General features: G+C 29.4%; 16 protein-coding genes and 1 pseudogene. 4 read left to right on the forward strand and 13 right to left on the reverse strand.

Annotated elements, in window-relative coordinates; translation table 11 throughout:
* Nucleotides 1-15: 15 nt before the first annotated feature.
* The gene (locus tag CLCT_RS05750) at nucleotides 16-1380 is read left to right on the forward strand and encodes a nicotinate phosphoribosyltransferase (RefSeq protein ID WP_149062542.1); all 1365 of its coding nucleotides are present in this window, start codon (nucleotides 16-18) and stop codon (nucleotides 1378-1380) included.
* On the opposite strand, the gene ispG is transcribed toward CLCT_RS05750, so the two are convergent.
* On the reverse strand, nucleotides 1377-2441 hold the full coding sequence (ispG, locus tag CLCT_RS05755) for a flavodoxin-dependent (E)-4-hydroxy-3-methylbut-2-enyl-diphosphate synthase (RefSeq protein WP_394349074.1): 1065 nt from the start codon (nucleotides 2439-2441) through the stop codon (nucleotides 1377-1379). The two genes, CLCT_RS05750 and ispG, sit on opposite strands and share 4 nt — an antisense overlap.
* Before the next feature lie 534 nt (nucleotides 2442-2975).
* Here ispG and CLCT_RS07750 point away from each other — a divergent pair.
* Nucleotides 2976-3380: a hypothetical protein gene (locus CLCT_RS07750; protein ID WP_249040748.1), complete on the forward strand. Its 405-nt coding sequence runs from the start codon at nucleotides 2976-2978 to the stop codon at nucleotides 3378-3380.
* Nucleotides 3302-3797, forward strand: a pseudogene (locus CLCT_RS07860) (DUF2972 domain-containing protein). Before CLCT_RS07750 ends, CLCT_RS07860 begins: the two are co-directional and overlap by 79 nt.
* On the opposite strand, the gene CLCT_RS05770 reads toward CLCT_RS07860, so the two are convergent.
* Genes CLCT_RS05770 through CLCT_RS05785 form a run of 4 tightly spaced genes read right to left on the reverse strand, consistent with a single transcriptional unit; the run spans nucleotide 3790 to nucleotide 6561 of the window.
* Nucleotides 3790-5634, reverse strand: coding sequence for a primosomal protein N' (locus tag CLCT_RS05770; RefSeq protein ID WP_149062543.1), 1845 nt, complete (start codon nucleotides 5632-5634; stop codon nucleotides 3790-3792). The pseudogene CLCT_RS07860 and the gene CLCT_RS05770 sit on opposite strands and share 8 nt — an antisense overlap.
* A complete protein-coding gene (locus CLCT_RS05775) occupies nucleotides 5631-6101 on the reverse strand; it encodes a type II secretion system protein (protein ID WP_149062544.1) in 471 nt (156 codons plus the stop codon). The genes CLCT_RS05770 and CLCT_RS05775 overlap by 4 nt, the downstream gene beginning before the upstream one ends.
* The gene (locus tag CLCT_RS05780) at nucleotides 6102-6341 is read right to left on the reverse strand and encodes a hypothetical protein (RefSeq protein WP_149062545.1); all 240 of its coding nucleotides are present in this window, start codon (nucleotides 6339-6341) and stop codon (nucleotides 6102-6104) included. It lies immediately after the preceding gene.
* Nucleotides 6328-6561 carry a hypothetical protein gene (locus tag CLCT_RS05785; RefSeq protein WP_012661890.1) on the reverse strand — a complete coding sequence of 78 codons (234 nt, stop codon included), beginning with the start codon at nucleotides 6559-6561 and terminating at the stop codon, nucleotides 6328-6330. Before CLCT_RS05785 ends, CLCT_RS05780 begins: the two co-directional genes overlap by 14 nt.
* Before the next feature lie 154 nt (nucleotides 6562-6715).
* Here CLCT_RS05785 and uvrB point away from each other — a divergent pair, with 154 nt between their 5' ends.
* Nucleotides 6716-8689, forward strand: coding sequence for an excinuclease ABC subunit UvrB (gene uvrB, locus CLCT_RS05790; RefSeq protein ID WP_149062546.1), 1974 nt, complete (start codon nucleotides 6716-6718; stop codon nucleotides 8687-8689).
* A 17-nt stretch (nucleotides 8690-8706) separates the two neighbouring features.
* Here uvrB and efp read toward each other — a convergent pair whose 3' ends face one another.
* From efp to pheS, 8 genes are read right to left on the reverse strand one after another with little or no spacing between them, the layout of a single operon-like run.
* Nucleotides 8707-9276 (reverse strand): elongation factor P, encoded by a 570-nt coding sequence (gene efp / locus CLCT_RS05795; RefSeq protein ID WP_039618934.1) that lies wholly within the window; start codon nucleotides 9274-9276, stop codon nucleotides 8707-8709.
* Nucleotides 9277-9336: 60 nt separating this feature from the next.
* Nucleotides 9337-10917, reverse strand: coding sequence for a phosphoglycerate dehydrogenase (gene serA, locus CLCT_RS05800; protein WP_149062547.1), 1581 nt, complete (start codon nucleotides 10915-10917; stop codon nucleotides 9337-9339).
* The gene (locus CLCT_RS05805; RefSeq protein ID WP_039668698.1) at nucleotides 10914-11393 is read right to left on the reverse strand and encodes a hypothetical protein; all 480 of its coding nucleotides are present in this window, start codon (nucleotides 11391-11393) and stop codon (nucleotides 10914-10916) included. The genes serA and CLCT_RS05805 overlap by 4 nt, the downstream gene beginning before the upstream one ends.
* A 6-nt stretch (nucleotides 11394-11399) precedes the next feature.
* A complete protein-coding gene (locus CLCT_RS05810; protein ID WP_149062548.1) occupies nucleotides 11400-13067 on the reverse strand; it encodes a 30S ribosomal protein S1 in 1668 nt (555 codons plus the stop codon).
* A 55-nt stretch (nucleotides 13068-13122) separates the two neighbouring features.
* Nucleotides 13123-13959: a 4-hydroxy-3-methylbut-2-enyl diphosphate reductase gene (locus tag CLCT_RS05815; RefSeq protein ID WP_149062549.1), complete on the reverse strand. Its 837-nt coding sequence runs from the start codon at nucleotides 13957-13959 to the stop codon at nucleotides 13123-13125.
* Complete coding sequence (gene aroA / locus CLCT_RS05820) at nucleotides 13949-15235, reverse strand: 3-phosphoshikimate 1-carboxyvinyltransferase (protein WP_149062550.1); 1287 nt, start codon at nucleotides 15233-15235, stop codon at nucleotides 13949-13951. Before aroA ends, CLCT_RS05815 begins: the two co-directional genes overlap by 11 nt.
* A complete protein-coding gene (gene pheT / locus CLCT_RS05825) occupies nucleotides 15232-17562 on the reverse strand; it encodes a phenylalanine--tRNA ligase subunit beta (protein ID WP_149062551.1) in 2331 nt (776 codons plus the stop codon). Before pheT ends, aroA begins: the two co-directional genes overlap by 4 nt.
* Nucleotides 17559-18551, reverse strand: coding sequence for a phenylalanine--tRNA ligase subunit alpha (gene pheS / locus CLCT_RS05830; protein ID WP_149062552.1), 993 nt, complete (start codon nucleotides 18549-18551; stop codon nucleotides 17559-17561). Before pheS ends, pheT begins: the two co-directional genes overlap by 4 nt.
* Between the last annotated feature and the right edge of the window lie 61 nt (nucleotides 18552-18612).

An 18612-nucleotide genomic window follows, 5' to 3' on the forward strand; every position in this document is an offset into this window, starting at 1 on the left:
AGTAAAAATCCTTATATGAATTCTTCATTATTATGTGATTTTTACGAACTAAGTATGGCTTATGCTTATTTTAAACAAAATATGTATAAGCAAATTGTTTATTTTGAAGTTTTTTTTAGAAAAACTCCTGATAATGCTTCTTATGCTGTTTTTTGTGGATTAGAACAAATCATAAATCATATTAATCATTTTTCTTTCTCTAAAGATGACATAGATTTTTTAAAAAATACTAAAAAATTTGATGGTGATTTTTTAAACTACCTTTCAACTTTAAAATTTAGTGGTGATATACTATGCGTTAAAGAAGGTGAATGTGTTTTTGCTAATACTCCTTTAATGATCATTAAAGCACCTATAGTAGAAGCTTTATTGTTAGAAACTTTTATACTTTTAACCCTAAATCATCAATGTCTAATTGCCACTAAAGCCAGTAGAATTACTCAAATTGCAAAAGAAAAATTGCTTTTAGAATTTGGCTCTCGCAGAGCCCATGGAGAAAGTGCGGCTTTAAATGGTGCTAGAGCTGCTTTTATAGGTGGTTTTCATGCAAGCGCTTGTACTTTAGCTGGGAAAAAATTTAACATTCCTATTAGTGGGACCATGTCTCATGCTTGGGTGCAAATATTTGATGATGAGTTAAGTGCTTTTAAAGCATATTGTCAAATTTATAAAGATAGTATAAGTCTTTTGATTGACACTTATGATTATAAAAAAGGTATTGAAAATGCTATTTTAGTTTTTAATGAGTTAAATGCGCAAGATTCTATGCGAAATTATTCTATCCGTATTGATTCAGGAGACTTACTTAAAATCTCTAAATATATTAGAAAAAAACTAGATCTTGCTGGCTTAACAAAATGCAAAATCATAGCTAGTAATGCTTTAGATGAATTTATCATAGAAAAATTACTAAAAAACAAAGCCCCAATCGATGCTTTTGGTATTGGAGAAAAGCTTATTACTTCAGCAAGTTCACCTATTTTTGGAGCTGTTTATAAGCTTGTTGCATTAGAAAAAAACAATCAAATCATCCCTAAAATCAAAATCAGTGCAAGCTCAAGCAAGACAACCTTGCCACATTTTAAAAAACTTATAAGGTATTATAAAAACAATAAAGCAAGTTTTGATATCTTATATACACATGATGAAAATATCAAAAATTACCAAGGTTATACATATAAAAATTTACATGAACTTATTTTTAAAGATGGAAAATTAATCTACGAGCTTCCTAACTTAAAAAATATTCGAGAGTATCATAAAAAAAGTGTTGATAGTTTGGATCTTAAACTAAAAAAACTTCAAAATCCAAGTATTTATAAAGTAAAAATTTCTAAAAAATTACAAAATATGCAAAAAACTTACTTAGAAAAAAATTAATCTTTTTCTCTAAGTTTTACCTCATCTTCTACTTCAAGTAAAAATCTATCTACAAGCTCATCTTCTTTTAATTTGGCCACTACTTCGCCATGTCTTATAACTAAACCTTGATTTTTTCCAAAAGCAATCGCCACATCAGCACCCTTAGCCTCACCCAAAGCATTTACAACACAACCCATAACACTTATATTTAATGGTTCTTTTATATGTTTAGTTTTTTCTTCTACTATTTTAATCGCTTTAATCAAATCACTTTGAATTCTTCCACAAGTTGGGCATGAGATGATATTTACTCCACTTTTTTGCACTCCACTATCTTGCAAAATAGCCCTTGCTACTTTAATCTCTTCTTCAAGCTCCCCTGTCATAGAAACTCTCATTGTATCGCCTATACCTTTTAAAAGCAAATTTCCCAAAGCAATCGAGCTTTTAACCGTGCTATGAAATTTAGTTCCTGCTTCAGTAACTCCTAAATGAAACGGATAATCACAAAGTGGTCTTAGAGCTTCATAAGCTTTTATGGTATTTTGCACATCTGAAGTTTTCATAGAAATTTTAATATCAAAAAAGTCTAAATCTTCTAGTAATTTTATATTATATAAAGCACTCTCAAGCATAGCCTCTATATTATAACCATATTTATCGCTAAATTGCTTTTCTATAGAACCATGATTTACCCCTATTCTAATAGGAATTTTTCTTTGTTTACAAGCTTGCACCACTTCTTTTATATTTTCTTTTGAGCCTATATTTCCTGGGTTAATTCTCACCCCATCGATAAATTCAGCACAAAAGACTGCTAGCTTGTGATTAAAATGTATATCCACTATTAAAGGTAAGGGGCTTTTTGCTTTAATTTCTTTTAAAGCTCTTGCATCTGCCATATCCAAACAAGCTAAACGCACTATATTTGCACCAGCAAAATAAAGTCTATTAAGCTGCTCTAAACAACCTTCAATATCTCTTGTTTTAGTAAAAAGCATGGATTGCACTGAAATAGGAGCATCACTACCTATTAAAACATCGCCCACTTTTATTTGTCTTGTTTTGTATCTTGTCATTAAAATCACTCTAAAAATATTTTTATATAATTTTAATAATTTAATCTAAAAATATCAAGGATTTAATATGGAAAATTTAATTAATTTTTATCAGCTCATTTAGATAGTAGAAAAGCAAATTTTTTATTAAATTCACTCAAAACTAATCAAGATTATTTTTTTCAAAAATTTATCCTAGATAATATAAATCATATTACAACTTGGCTTAATAGTGACGATTTTAAGCAATATGAAAATAATACTTATCCACCATTAGTAAATCCAAAAAATATCGATATAGAACCTAGTGATTATTGTGCGGAACTTGCTTGGAAATTAAACATACCTCTAGAAAATGCTAAATTTATCTATATTTCCCCTCATGGTGTTGGTGCCGCTGCTTTTTTAACATTACTCAATGAAGCATGCAATGTTTATTGCCCTGCTTCTTGGATACTTCCAAACAACGGATATTGCAGATATAATTTAAACTTTAAATCACTTCTTCAATACTCTCAAACAGCTATTAATATATCTGAGACAAATATTTTAGATTTGGATAAATATTTAAATTTAATTGATTGTAATATACCCATACTAATTCAAACACGAGATCCTATATCTTTATTAAAACATTCGTATGGAAGAGATTGGAGTAAAGTTCAAAGAAATTATAATCAAAATTTTAACTTAAATTTTAACTACCAAGAATATATCAATTTTTTAAAACCAAACAAAACTTATATGAAAGATGATTTTGAAAATTTATTAGAAAATACTTTTATAATGCATACTCTACTTAATAAAATTAATGCAAACAATATTACTTATATAGATATGTGCGATTTAGACAAAAAAAAGCTTATGATACTTTTATTAACTTGGCAAATAAATTTGATTTTACCCCCCCCCATAATGATGAAAATCTTTTTAAAAGAAAAGAATTTAGAGGTTATATAAAATATTTACTTCCTTTAATTTTTCAAGTAGATTATGAAATAAAATTAATTATCAATAGATATCATATAAACAACGAACAAATAAATATTTTTCCTATATTAGCAATAATGATCTTAAAAACAATACTGGCTTTTATATCGATAAAAATAAAATATCTAAATTTTTAAATCATAAAAATTATGCAAAAATCAAACAATATTTATCTAATTTTTTAGATGCAATCAAAGATATTGTTGACTACACAGAAGCAAATCTTATGAAAGAAGATGAAGTATTAGACTATCTCAAGAAAAACAAAACAGCAAGGTTGAAACTCAAAGATATATTGATAAAGAACTGATACATATTAAAAATTTCCGCCCTGATATTGTGAAATCATGGAAATATTATCAAGAATTTGAAAAATTCTTTAGCTAAAATCAACCGGATCTATATCGCAAGTAATATTTTTAAAATTTAAAGCAAAATGCTCAAATTTTACAAGCTCTTGATGGGTTTTAGCACGTAACAATACATAAAAACGCCATTTTTTATTTAGCATTTCAATGCCACAAGCACCATGACCTACTAATTGCACTTGTTTTAATTCTTGAACTTTATTAGCTATAAATTCACACAAATTTAAAGCTTTATTTTTATCTTCATCTTCAATAATCAGCCTTAAAAGTCTTTTAAATGGAGGATAAAGCTCATTTCTAGCATTTAATTCATCTTTTAAAAAGCTATCATAATCTTGTATATATTTTTCAAAAAAAGATCTATTCTTAGTTTGTAAAAGCACCCTACCCTCGCCCTTACGACCTGCACGACCTGCTACTTGCATAGCAAGAGCTAAAGTCTCTTCCAAAGCTTTAAAATTAGGTCTAAATAAATACTCATCAAGCCCCAAAATCACACTCAAATCCACATTGTGATAATCATGTCCTTTAGCAAGCATAGAAGTACCTACTAAGATATCAATTTTTTCTTGATTAAAATCTTTTAAAATCATATCAAGCTTTTTTACACTGCTAACCTCATCGCTATCGAATCTTTTTATGATAGGATTAAACTCGGCTAATTCTTTTTCTAAAAGTTCACAAAGCTCTGCTGTACCTATTTTTTTAGCTTCGAGCATAGCTCCATTACATGTTGGGCAAGTTTGATCAATTTCTTTAGTGAAATTACAATAATGGCATTTTAATGCATTTTTGTTTTTGTGTAAACTCAAAGCAATAGAACAAAAAGGACATTTAATAGTATTAGCACATTCTTTGCATAAAATTTGTCTAAAATTTGCCCTTGTAGGTAAAAACACCACGACTTGCTTTTTATTTCTTAAGCTAATTTTTAATTCTAAAAGTAATTTTGGCGAAATACTAAGCTCACTCTCATCGTACAAAAACTGCTTTTTACTTTCAAAGAAAGTTCCTTTAAGCCTAAAACAAGGATGCTTATAAAAACTCACAACACTTGGAGTAGCCGAGCCTAAAAGAACTTTTATATGCATTTTTTTTGCTACAAATAAAGCCAAATCTCTTGCATTGATTTTTGGATTATTAGAAGCTTTATAAGAATTATCATGCTCTTCATCAATAATAATCAAACCTAAATTCTTAAAAGGTAAAAACAAAGCCGACCTAGCTCCCACCACTAAAAGAGCTTTTGAATTTACCAAATCTTGCAAATATTCTTGCTTTTTTTTCTTAGTAATTTTAGAATGCCACAAAAAAAAATGCTCACCAAAATACACTTTTAATCTTTTTTGCATTTGCGGAGTTAGAGCGATTTCTGGCATTAAAAGCAAAACCTGCTTTCCTTGCTCTAGATATTCTTTTATCAAGCTAATATAAATTTCAGTTTTACCACTTCCTGTATCACCAAATAGCAAACTAGTTTGTTTGGTTTTTATAAATTCCAAAGCCTCTTGTTGATTTTTACTTAAGCTAGGTACTTTTTCTATATGAATCTTTTCATTTTTATACTCTTTAATACTTTCAAACTTACCCAAAACAAAAGCTATTTTACTAGCATAATAATAAGCAATAAATTGAGCAAGTTCGTATTGGTATTGCGTTAGTTTAAAACCTGTTTTTTTCTTTATAGCTTGGGTTTTAAAATCAGGTTTTAAACATTTTTGTAAAATTATAGCTTTGAGATTTTTTTTCCTTGCAAGATCAACTACCACCTCATCTAAAATTTCAAATTCTTCCTCACTTTCATAAGTTAAGATATCTAAATAATATCCTTTAATAGCAAGTTGATAAAAATTCAAAACCCATAATCCTTACAATTTAAACTCACACATTCTAAAAAAACTTTTTCACTATTATAAGAAAAATCTATGTAATTTTTAGTATTTATGAAAAATCTATATTGAGTATTTGCTATTTTCATCCACGATTTTTTAGATGAAATGATTGGTTTTTCTAAAACACTATAGGTGCATTGTTCTGTATTTTTATGATTTTGAGAATGAGAACATACAAATAATTTTTGATTTTCGCTATTTATTAAAGCCTCATCTAAAATAGTCGGAAAATCTTTACTTTCTTTAAATAAAAACTGATTTCTAAGTAAAGACAAAGAAGCATTGATAAGTTCCACCTCACTTTTTACTTGAATGAGTTTAGCATCGTTTTTTCCAAAAGAAAAATACGGATAAGCAATTACGCTAAGAATAGCAATAATCATCATACAAAAAACAAGCTCTATCAAAGTAAAAGCTTTTTTTATTTGCATTTATTTTATTTCTTTATCGATAGTATTGATAAGTTTATTGAGTTCTTTTTTTAAGATATAGTTTTCGTAGCTAAGTTTTACAAAAGCATTAATGAAATTTGCAAGCTCTATCTTGCCTGTACCTCCAGAAATTAAAGCAATTTCATCTTCAAGATGATTTGCAAATTCATTACTGCATGTTACAACAAAGTCTTTTGCATAGACATTAATTGTAACTTTTCTTTGGTTATTGTTTGCCAAGAACTGCCTCTATTTTTTTGATCACATCTTCGCTTTCAATATTTTTATTTTTAAGTTCTTCTTCTAAACGTGCGATTTGATTATTTTTAGCTTCATTTTGTGCTTTTACACTCACTAATTCATTTCTTAAATTTTCATTTATTTCACATACTTCATTATATTTAGCCAAAAGCTCATTTACTTTATCTGTCATTGTGTTGATTATTCTTTCATCATACATATTTTCTTGCCTTTATTGATTTTATATTTAGAATATTTTAAACACATAATTGTAACAAAAAAAAATTTAATTTTGCATAGCTTTTTATTTTAAAATTTAAATTTTTACAAAAAATTTTGTGTAAAATTAACAAAAATACAAGTTAGGAAAATTTATGTTTGAACTTACTAGTGATTTTAAGCCAAGTCCTGATCAAAAACAAGCCATTGATGGTATAGTAAAAAGCATTCAAGCAGGCAATAAATACCAAACCTTGCTAGGTGTTACAGGCAGTGGAAAAACTTTCACTATGGCAAATATCATTAAAAACTTAAACATACCCACTCTTATCATGAGTCACAATAAAAGCTTATGTGCACAACTTTATAGTGAATTTAAAGGCTTTTTTGCAAATAATCATGTGGAGTATTTTATAAGCTATTATGATTATTATCAACCCGAGGCTTATATACCAAGAACGGATGTTTTTATAGAAAAAGATAGCTCTACTAATGAAGATTTAGAAAGATTAAGACTAAGCGCAAGTGCTTCGCTTTTAAGTTATGAAGATGTTATTTGTATAGCTAGTGTTTCAGCAAATTATGGTTTAGGAAATCCAAGTGAGTATGTGGGTATGGTTTTAATTTTAGAACTAAATATGCAAATTTCACAAAAAGAACTTTTAAAAAAACTTGTAGATATGGGCTATAAACGCAATGATAATTTCTTTGATAGGGCTGATTTTAGAGTAAATGGAGATATAGTAGATATATATCCGGCTTATTATGAGGATGAAGCTATTAGACTTGAGTTTTTTGGAGACGAGCTTGAGGCGATGTATCATTATAATGTCTTAGAAAATAAAAAAGGTAAAGATTTAAAAAAATTTATACTTTACCCAACTAGTCAATTTAGCGTAGGTGAGGTTAGGCTTAAAGAGGCTATAAAAGGCATAAAAGCTGAATTAAATGAACGCCTTGCTTATTTTGAAAATGAAAATAAACTCGTAGAAGCACAAAGGCTAAAACAAAGAGTAGAATTTGACCTTGAAATGCTTCAAAGCACTGGCATGTGTAAAGGAGTTGAAAATTATGCTTTGCATTTAACAGGGCTTAAAAGTGGCGATACACCTTATACACTTTTTGATTATTTTGCCATTAAAAACCAAGATTTTTTAGTCATTGTAGATGAATCCCATGTATCTTTACCACAATTTCGTGGGATGTTTGCAGGGGATAGAAGCAGAAAACAAACTTTGGTTGATTATGGTTTTCGTTTGCCAAGCGCCTTAGATAATAGACCTTTGATGTTTGATGAATTTATTAATAAAAATTGTAAATTTTTATTTGTTTCAGCTACACCTGCACCTTTAGAACTAGAATTAAGTAAAGAAAATATTTTTTATCAAATCATGCGTCCAACAGGGCTTTTAGATCCTAAAATAGAAATCAAAGATAGTGAAAATCAAGTAGAAATTTTATACGATGAAGCTAAAAAAGTTATAGAGCGCAATGAAAGAGTTTTAATAACCGTTTTAACTAAAAAAATGGCCGAAGAGCTTAGTAAATACTACTTAGAACTTGGCTTAAAAGTAAAATACATGCATTCAGAAATTGACGCAATAGAACGTAATGAAATCATCCGTGGTTTAAGAAGTGGTGCTTTTGATATTTTAATCGGGATTAATCTTTTAAGAGAAGGGCTTGACTTGCCTGAAGTTTCTCTTATAGCTATTATGGATGCAGATAAAGAAGGCTTTTTAAGAAGTACCACTGCGCTCATTCAAACCATGGGACGTGCTGCTAGAAATGTCAACGGAAAAGTTTTACTTTTTGCCAAAAAAATCACAAAATCTATGCAAGAAGCTATCGATACTACCAATGAAAGAAGGGCTTTGCAAGAAGCTTATAATAAAAAACACAACATTACACCAACCTCAGTAAAAAGAAATATAGAAGAAAGTTTAAAACATGAACTTGAGCAAGGAGAAATTTATCGTAAAGGCAAAGAACTTGAAAAAATGCCCGCAAAAGAACGCGCCAAAATAGTAAAAGAATTAAGAAAACAAATGTTAGAAGCTGCTAAAAATCTTGAATTTGAAAAAGCGGCAATGCTTAGAGATGAGATTAATAAATTAAGAACTTTATAATCCCTTAAAATAAGGGATTATTTATTTGCTCTTTCTATATACTCTCCACGCACAGTATCAACGCGAATCACTTCCCCTTCTAGCACATGGAAAGGAATTTGCACCACCGCACCTGTTTCTAAAGTAGCTGGCTTTTTGTTTGAGCCTTGAGTATCACCTTTGAAATTTGGTGCTGTTTCGATAATTTTAAGTTCCATTACTTGAGGCACTTCCACACCAATTGCTTTTCCATTGTGGAATAAAACATCCACCATGGTTCCATCAAGCATCCATTTTTTAGCTTCGCCCACATCTTCATCGCTAATTGCAACTTGCTCATAAGTTTGAGTATCCATAAATTGACAATTTTCACCATCATCATATAGATATTGCATTTGTTTTTCTTCTAAATTTGGAGATTCGCATTTATCTCCTGCATGGAAAGTTTTTTCTAAAACCTTACCATCGATAAAAGATTTAATTTTAATACGTACAAAAGCAGGACCTTTTCCTGGTTTTACGTGTTGATATTCTACGATTTTAAAAGGAATACCATCAATTTCTATTTTTAAACCTTTTTTTAAATCTCCCATTCCATAAGAAGCCATATATTTTCCTTAATTTTAAAATTAAAAAATAATTGTAACAATTAAGGCTTATAAAAAGCCTTAAATTTCTGCATATTCTGCAAAAATACAAGCATCAACTGCTCTTAATTCCTCAAGTAAAGCTTTTGAAATTTTTGCATCAAGCAAAATCACAGCTAAAGCTTTTCCAAAGCCATTTCTACCAAGTCTAAAATCAGCTATATTGACATTATTTTTAGCTAAAATTCCGCTAACATTAGCAATAACTCCTGGTATATCATTATTATTTAAAATTATCATTTTCCCTTTTGGTTTAAAATCTACATCAAAACCATTTAACTCTACTATCCTTTGTTCATTTTCACCAAAAATAGTCCCCGAGATAGAAAGGTTAGAATTATCTGTAATTACCTTTATGGTGATTTTATTACTATAACCACTACTTGGTAAAATACAAGAAGAAAGCTCCACACCCTTATCTTTAGCTACAAAATGTGCGTTAATATAATTAATATTTTCACCTAAAATTCCTCTTAAAACACTCACTGTCGCAAAAGTTAGCAAAGACTCATTATATTCACTAATTTGTCCTTCACTTTCAAGTTTAATAGCCTTAATAGGAGTTTTATCAAGCTGAGCAGCCAAAAAGCCCATTTTTGAAATAAGCTCAATATAAGGCGCTACAAAACTTGGTAAATCTTCAGTTTTAATTGGTAAATTTAAAGCATTAGGATAAGAAATTCCTCTTGCAGCATTTAAAGCTTGCTCACATGCTTGGATAGCTATATTTTCTTGACTTTCTAAGGTATTTGCGCCAAGATGAGAAGTGACAGAAACATTTTCAAAGTCTAAAAACGGATGATTAGTTGCGGGTTCTTTATTAAATACATCTATACCAAGCCAAGCTATCTTACCACTTTTTAACCCCTCGCATAATGCATCTTCATTATAAAGACCACCTCTGGCACAATTTATCAATCTTACGCCATCTTTCATTTTAGAAATTTCTTCAAAAGAAATCATATCTGTTGTTTCTTTTGTTTTTGGTGTGTGTATGGTAATAAAATCACTTTGAGTTAAAATTATATCTAAAGAATTCACGCACTCAATACCCAAATCAGTCATTTTAGAAGCTACCACATAAGGATCATAAGCTATAACTTTCATACCAAAAGCTTTTGCGCGTACAGCTACTCTTGAACCTATATTACCAAAACCTATAACCCCTAAAGTTTTGTTCATAAGTTCAACACCATACCACTTTTCTCTTTCCCATCTTCTTTGTATTTTTAAAAAATTATGAGCATTTACAAAAGATCTTGCAGAGCATAATAGATGATTCATAGTAAGTTCAACCGCTGCTATGGTATTAGCCGTTGGCACATTCATAACTATAATGCCTTTTTTAGAACATTCATCTATATCAACATTATCAACCCCAACACCTGCTCTAACTAAGGCTTTTAAATTAGAACATGCATTGATAAATTTCAAATCCACATCTGTTGAACTTCTAGTAATAGCTACATCTACATCACTTAATTTTGTTAAAAGCTCATCTTTAGGTAAATGCGCTGCTTCAATAAGTTCTACATCATCAGCTTTTCTTAAAAGCTCCACACCTTTGTCTAATATTGCATCACATACAATAATTTTTTTCATAACCAAACCTCCTTTAATTTTGCATTTATGTTGTAAATTTTTAATTTGTCGATCAGTGCGTTTAGAACTTTTTCATTATTTGTATCTAAATAAATTGCCACTTCATCTTTACTTTGTGTTAAAGTGTATTTGATAAAAAAAGAATGCAAAGTTTGCTTTAAACAAAACATAGAATAAACATCGTTTTTATTTACATCGAGCATATAAAATTTTTGTTTTGGTTTTACTACAGAATCATCCATATTAAAACTCATATAAAATTCATTCACTGCTGGAGAAAAATCATTAACTTTAAGATTTGAAAGTTTATCTTGCCAAGTTTGTGGCAACTCTTTTTTTATCTCATCAAAAGAATATTTAACATTTTGTGAGATAGGTAAATTTCCAACACTTACATATCTCACCATAAAAACAAAAGCAACAATCAAAACTAGGCTTAAAAAGCCTAAAATACCATAAAGGGTATATTTTTTCATTTGTTATTATGAAAGTTGATCTTTGATAATATCACCTAAAGTTACTTTATCATTATCATTGATTTCGCTTAACGCTTCTCTTTCTTTCATTCTTGCAAGACTTTTTACGCTTAAACGAATTCTATTTTTCTTTTCATCAATGAAAACAATTAAAGCTTCTATTGTATCACCTACTTTTAAACTTGAAAAATCAATATTACCTAAATCTTCTTTGTGAATTAGTGCATCAACACCCTCTTCAAGCTCTACAAAAACTCCAAAATCCTTAATATCTCTAATTTTTCCTGAGATAATATCATTTACTTGGTGTTTTTGTGCATAAACTTGCACAGGACTTTTTTGCAATTCTTTAGTACTTAAAGATATTTTTTGGTTTTCTTTGTCAAGTTTGATGATTTTAACTTCTACAACATCACCAACTTTATACATATCTTTGCATTTATCATTTCTATTCCATGAAGCATCTTCATTATGCAACAAACCTTCTAAGTTTGCAATTTTTACAAAGGCACCAAAATTAGTTACAGAAGTAACACTACCTTTTACCACATCGCCTACTTTGTGTGATTTTAAAAACTCATCAAAAGGTTTTGCTAGTAAATTTTTTAAAGAGACTCTAAGTCTTCTTTCTTTAGCATTAATCTCAATCACTTCTACATCAAGCTCTTGGCCTTCGCTAATATAATCTTTTGGATTTTTTGCATTTTTATCCCAAGAAATTTCACTTATATGTAAAAATCCTTCTATATCATTTCCCAAATCAACAAAAGCACCATATGGTTCTATATTTGAAACCGTAACCTTAATAGTATCACCAACCTCTAAACCATCTTTAATTTCATTCCAAGGATCAGGCATGGCAAGCTTGATAGATAAAGAAAGATGTTTTTTATCTTTATCATATTTGATCACTTTTACAGGAACCTTATCACCCTCATTATACAATGAACTAGGATTTACTGGTCCTTTATAAGAAATTTCACTATAGTGAACCAAACCATCAACACCACCTACATCAACAAACATGCCATAGGTAGTGATTTTTTTAACAATACCTTCTATGATTTCTTCTTGATTTAACACATTTGAGATAATCTCTTTGCGTTTTTTTCTTTCTTCATCTACTATTTTTTTTCTAGAAACTACTATACTTTGAGCTTCTTTATCAATTTTGATGATTTTAACTTTAAAAGTTTTATTGATGATGTTGTTTGAATCTTTAAAGCTGCTTTGTGATTTTGGCAAGAAAAATTCTACTCCATTTTCATCCACAGCTACAAAGCCACCTCTATTTTTACCAATGATTTTTACATCAAACATACTTTCATCATCTTTATAATTATCAATAAATTCTTTAACTTTTTGCTTTCTTAAAGCTTTTTTATGAGAAAGCAAAGATCTGCCACCGCGAGAACCCACTATAGCAACTTCTAATGTATCGCCTTCTTTGAAGATAAATTCGCCTTTGTCGTTTTGAATTTCTTCTATTGCTAAAATACCTTCTGATTTTTGCCCTACATTTACAAACACTTCTTCGCCTTTAATTGCGACAATTATACCCTGTGTAGTTGCCTCCTCATCAGACTTGAAAGATTCCTCAAGCATTTGCTCAAAATCTTCTTCTATGATAATATCCTCTAGTCTGTTTTGAACTTTTTTGTTCACCTCGCTCATCGTGGTCCTTTGTTTTAAATTTTAATTCTTGATTATAGTATTGTTTTCTTTAAACTTAGTTAATTTTGGTGTATTCTTTGATTTTTTCCAAAACCAAGTCAATCACCCAATCAGGTGTAGAAGCACCTGCACTAATACCGCATTTTTCTTTACCACTAAACCATTCTTTTTGAATTTCTTTTTCGTTTTCGATTAAGTAGCTATCCTCGCAGTAATTTTTTGCTATTAAAAAAAGTTGCTTAGTATTAGCTGAATTTTTTCCTCCAACTATTATCATTACATCACTTTTTTTAGCAAGCTCATTGATTGCTTCTTGATTTTTAAAAGTCGCATCACATATAGTATTAAAAACACGCACTTCTTTAACCCTAAGCATTAAATAATTTACAATTTCCATAAATTTTTCTATTTTTTTTGTAGTTTGTGATACCACTGCAATTTTAGAAGGCAATTTAATATCAAATAATTCTTTTTCATCAAGAACCACATAAGCTTTAGTGCTTACATAACTTCTAACCCCTTTTACTTCAGGATGATTTTCATCTCCAAAAATCACAACTTCATAGCCTTCTTTGCTCATTTGCTCACAAATTTTTTGAGGTTTAGTCACAAAAGGACAAGTTGCATCAAAAATTTCTATATCTTTTTGCTTTAATTTTTCCAAATCTTGCTTTGTAATACCATGGGTTCTAATGATAGCTTTTTTTTCTGTGCTTAATTCATTGATATCATTTAATGTTTTAACATTATAATTTTTCCAAAGTCTTGTGATTTCTTCATTATTATGAATTAAAGGGCCTATGGTAGCTGCATCTTTAATCTGTTCAGCTTTTTTAATAGCTCTTTTTACCCCAAAACAAAATCCATAGCTTTTTGCTAGTTCAATCTCCAATTTTAGCTCCTATTTGCTTTAAAATCTCAATAAAATTTGGAAAAGAAGTTTTAATACATTCACTATCATCTACTTCTATTCCGCATCTTAAACCTAAAATTAAAAAACTCATCGCAATTCTATGATCCCCAAAGCTTTCTATTTTAGCACTTTTAGCTTCGCCACCTTCTACTTCAAAACCATCTTCCAATTCTTTTACCTTTATGCCACATTTTTGCAAATTTAATACAATTGATTTGATTCTATCACTTTCTTTTACGCGCAATTCTTTAGCATTTTTTATAACGCTTTTTCCCTTTGCACAAGCAAAAGCGATGGCCAAAGCTGGAATTTCATCAATCAACCATGCGATATTTTCACTCACATTTACCGCCTTTAAAGGCGCACTTTCAACACAAATTTCTCCAATACTTTCAAAATCTTCATTGGTAATATTATAAGTGATTTTTACACCCATTTTTTCTAAAATTTTAAAGGCTTCAATGCGTGTTTTATTTAACAAAACATTTTTTAAAACTACTTTTGAATGAGGTAAAACACAAACAGCTAAGGCAAAATAAAAGGCCGATGATGGATCATTTGGCACACATACTTCAAATGCTTTTAATTTTTCTTTTAAAGGATTGATTTTGATAAAAGTTTTTTCCTCATTTAAATATTCAATACAAGCTCCCATTTTATTAAGTATAATCTCACTATGATCTCTTGAAAGCTCAATTTCTTTAAAATAGCTTTCTTTTTTGGCAAATAAAGCTGCTAAGATTAGAGCTGATTTTACCTGAGCTGAAGCAATATTACTACTAAAATCAAAACCATCCAACTTAGCTCCTTGTATACAAATAGGTGCTAAATTTGCATTAGCTCTTCCATAAATTTTAGCTCCTAAACTCATCAAAGGCTCGCTTACACGTCTCATCGGCCTAGCATTTAAATAACAATCTCCACTGAGTACAAAAATTTCATCTTCAATAGCGCTTAAAAGACCTATTAAAAGCCTCATAGCTGTACCTGAATTTCCACAATCTAAAACACAATTTGGAGATTTTATATATTTTGGAGCTTTAATGTAAATCAATCCATCAATTTCTTCAACCTCAGCTCCTAAAGCTTGAATGATTGCTAAAGTATGTAAAGTATCTTGTGCTTTTAAATAATTTTTAATTTTGCAAGTTCCTTGGGTAAGCAAAGAAAAGATAGCAAAGCGATGAGATATAGATTTATCAGAAGCTATATCTTCAAGTTCTACTTTAAAAGAATCAATAGGACAGATTTTCATCGAAGTTTTAAACCATGCTCATCATCTAAAGCTTTGATGATTTTATCAATATATTCAAGAATAATGTTATCTTCTAAGGTTTTTTCAAAATCTCTAAATACTAAATTAATAGTCAAGCTATAAAAATCGCCTAAATTCTTATCTGTGTATAAATCTACCACTCTAAAACTTTCTAATCTTTCAACATCTAATTTAGCAATAGTATGTTTGATTTTTTCATATTCAAAACCCTTAGGTATAACTATACTTAAATCCCTGCTCATAGATGGAAATTTAGAATAAGCTTTAGCAGTTTTAAAGTCTTGTTTTAAGCCTTTTAAATCAAGCTCACAAATATAAGTTTTAACCAGATCTCTTTTATTTTCTATACTTAAATGCACTCTACCTATAAACCCTATACGCTTACCGTTTTTATATACATTTGCTTGCTCATATGGGCTTAAAAATGTATGTTCTGATTTTTGCAAACTAAACTCACCTATAATGCTTTTTAATTCTGCTAAAAAAGTATAAAAATCTACCAAAACAGGCTTAGCCTTATTTGTGATTTTAGCTTCTTCTTTGTAGCCGCTAAAGATCATTGCAAATTTAGCATGCTCATTTGAAAACTCATCAAAAACACTACCACATTCAAAAAGTTTGATTTTCTTTTTTGAATTTCTTAGATTAAAGCTTGCTGCATTTAAAAGATGATTTATCAAAGTACTTCTTAAAGTATTAAGCTCATTGGTGATAGGATTAATAAGCTTATTTTTAACACATTTAAATCCTAATTGACTTAATTCTTCTTCATTATCTAAAACATAATGCACACTTTCAAAATATCCATTACTACTTGCTTTTAGTCTTAAATTTTTAAGCTCTTGATAATCAAAATATACTTTATTTAAGCGATTTTTTTCTTTAAATTCTAATGCTTTTGATGGGATATTATCAATGCCAATAATTCTTACTATCTCTTCACTAATATCAGCTATATTTGTTATATCGCTGCGATGAAATGGGATTTTGATATTAAATTGCTCATCATTTACTACACTTATTTCAAAACCTAATTTTTTAAGAATTTTTACTAAATTATTTTTATCTATAGACATACCAATGATTTTATCAATCTCTGCACCAAAAATACCAATAATATTTGCTTCATTTTCCTTAAAAACTTGTTGGCTTCCTGAAAAAACACTCATTGCGCTAATTTTTAAACACTCATTAAATAAATACTCCATTCCCAAAGAAAGCTTAGGCTCACTACCTCTTAAAGAACGATATATAGTGTCATTTTTCTTTTTATAAAAGGCTATTGCACTTGCTATAGTTTGAGGATGAGTATAGCTTGCTTCTATAATGATGATTTTACTCTCATCATTGATTTTAAATTTATCTTCTTGCTCTATACCTGCTAAAGCTATTAACTCATCTTTATAATAAACTCCATATTCTCCATGTTCTTGAGTTTTAATTTCTAAAACAATCTTTTCATCGATTTGACAATCTTGACAAAGCTTATGAAAATCATAAGCACAAAAAATCACCCCACTTGCATGAGTTGCATATGTTAAAAGATTTTCTATGTTGTTATTTTTATATGCTTCAATCAAAGCAAGACGAATTTGCATCGTAATATTTAGTCTAAATTCTTCTTTAATCTCTAACGCTTTATAAGTAAAAAACCCTTCAACATCACTTTGATTTTTAACACTTAGTATTCTTCCTATACCTACGCTATTTTCGCTTTCTTTTAAAGGATTTAATTCTTTTAAATTTAAATCAAGTGCTGCGCTTAAATCTCTAGCAACACCATATAAACTCAAACAATCCCCGCGATTTGGAGTAAGTTCTATTTCAATTAATTCATCATTAAAAAGTTCATAATCATTTAAAGCTTTTCCTAGAACTAATTCCCCCATACTTTCATCTAAAACCATAATACCTTCATTGCTTTTTCCAAAACCAAGCTCACTAGAAGAGCAAATCATACCCATAGATTCAACCCCTCTAAGTTTGGCAGGTTTTATCTCAAGTCCATTTGGAAGCACTGCACCCACTAAAGATACGGCTACAAATTGATCTTTATCAACATTTTTTGCACCACAAACAATTTGTAAAATTTCATTCCCAACATCTACTTTACAAATATTCAATTTATCTGAATTTTCATGCTTAACTTTTTCTAAAACCTTACCTATTACAACTTTTTGGGGAGCTTTAACACTTTTGAAACTATCAACTTCTAATCCTATAGAATTTAAAGTATTTACTATAGTTTGTGTTGATATTTCACTTAAATCAATCCATTCATTTAACCAATTTCTACTAATAATCATCTAAATTGCTCCAATAATCTTAAATCACCTTCAAACATAGAACGCAAATCAGGAATTTTATGCAAAAGCATAGCAAAACGCTCCACACCCAAACCAAAAGCATAGCCACTTACATTTTTATAACCAACAAATTTATAAACATTAGGATCAACAACACCACACCCTAAAACTTCAAGCCATCCTGTTTGCTTACAAACCCTACATCCACAACCTTTACAAAACACACAAGAAATATCTACTTCAGCAGATGGCTCTGTAAAAGGAAAAAAGCTAGGTCTAAAACGCACTTTTACATCACCAAACATATGTTTTAAAAAATGTTCTAGCATATCTTTTAAATTTGCAAAATTTACCTTATCACCCTCTTCTACCACAAGTCCTTCCACTTGATGAAACATAGGCGTATGGGTAATATCAAAGTCTCTTCTAAAAACTGCACCTGGTGCTATCATTCTAATAGGTGGTTTTTGAGATAGCATAGTTCTAATTTGAACTGGAGAAGTTTGGGATCTAAGCAAGGTTTTATCTTCAAAATAAAAAGTATCTTGCATATCTCTTGCAGGATGATTTTGTGGTAAATTCAATGCTTCAAAATTATGAAAATCATCCTCAATCAAAGGTCCTTTTTCTATGCTGAAATTTAAAGCTGTAAAGTATTCTATGATTTTATCCATAGTTTGCATGATTGGGTGCAAAGCACCTGCATTTGAAGTTTCATCAAAAAAGCTAAAATCTTGCACATCTTGTTTCATTTTTTCATTTAAAGCTTTTTCTTCTAATTCTTTTAATTTTATTTGATAAGCTTCATTAAATTCATCTCTTGCTTTATTTAAATCATTAGCAAATTCTTTTTTTTCTTCACCTTGCAAATCTTTTAACTTTGCAAATTCCAAAGTCAAAATACCTTTTTTTCCTAAAACACTTACTTTTATATTTTCAAGTTCTGCTAAAGTACTTGCAGAAGCAATTTTTTCTATCATATCTTGCAATTTTAGCTCCAACTAAATTTTTTTTAAACATTCTAATGTAAAATTATTTAAAATTAGCAAA

Origin of the sequence: Campylobacter lari subsp. concheus (assembly GCF_008245025.1) — a bacterium.
Taxonomy (GTDB): domain Bacteria; phylum Campylobacterota; class Campylobacteria; order Campylobacterales; family Campylobacteraceae; genus Campylobacter_D; species Campylobacter_D concheus.

Coding starts and splice junctions, on each gene's coding strand:
- CLCT_RS05750 (WP_149062542.1), top strand. CDS start 16: ATGAATTCTTCATTATTATGTGATTTTTACGAACTAAGTATGGCTTAT.
- ispG (WP_394349074.1), bottom strand. CDS start 2,441: ATGACAAGATACAAAACAAGACAAATAAAAGTGGGCGATGTTTTAATA.
- CLCT_RS05775 (WP_149062544.1), bottom strand. CDS start 6,101: ATGCAAATAAAAAAAGCTTTTACTTTGATAGAGCTTGTTTTTTGTATG.
- CLCT_RS05785 (WP_012661890.1), bottom strand. CDS start 6,561: ATGTATGATGAAAGAATAATCAACACAATGACAGATAAAGTAAATGAG.
- uvrB (WP_149062546.1), top strand. CDS start 6,716: ATGTTTGAACTTACTAGTGATTTTAAGCCAAGTCCTGATCAAAAACAA.
- efp (WP_039618934.1), bottom strand. CDS start 9,276: ATGGCTTCTTATGGAATGGGAGATTTAAAAAAAGGTTTAAAAATAGAA.
- serA (WP_149062547.1), bottom strand. CDS start 10,917: ATGAAAAAAATTATTGTATGTGATGCAATATTAGACAAAGGTGTGGAG.
- CLCT_RS05805 (WP_039668698.1), bottom strand. CDS start 11,393: ATGAAAAAATATACCCTTTATGGTATTTTAGGCTTTTTAAGCCTAGTT.
- CLCT_RS05810 (WP_149062548.1), bottom strand. CDS start 13,067: ATGAGCGAGGTGAACAAAAAAGTTCAAAACAGACTAGAGGATATTATC.
- aroA (WP_149062550.1), bottom strand. CDS start 15,235: ATGAAAATCTGTCCTATTGATTCTTTTAAAGTAGAACTTGAAGATATA.
- pheT (WP_149062551.1), bottom strand. CDS start 17,562: ATGATTATTAGTAGAAATTGGTTAAATGAATGGATTGATTTAAGTGAA.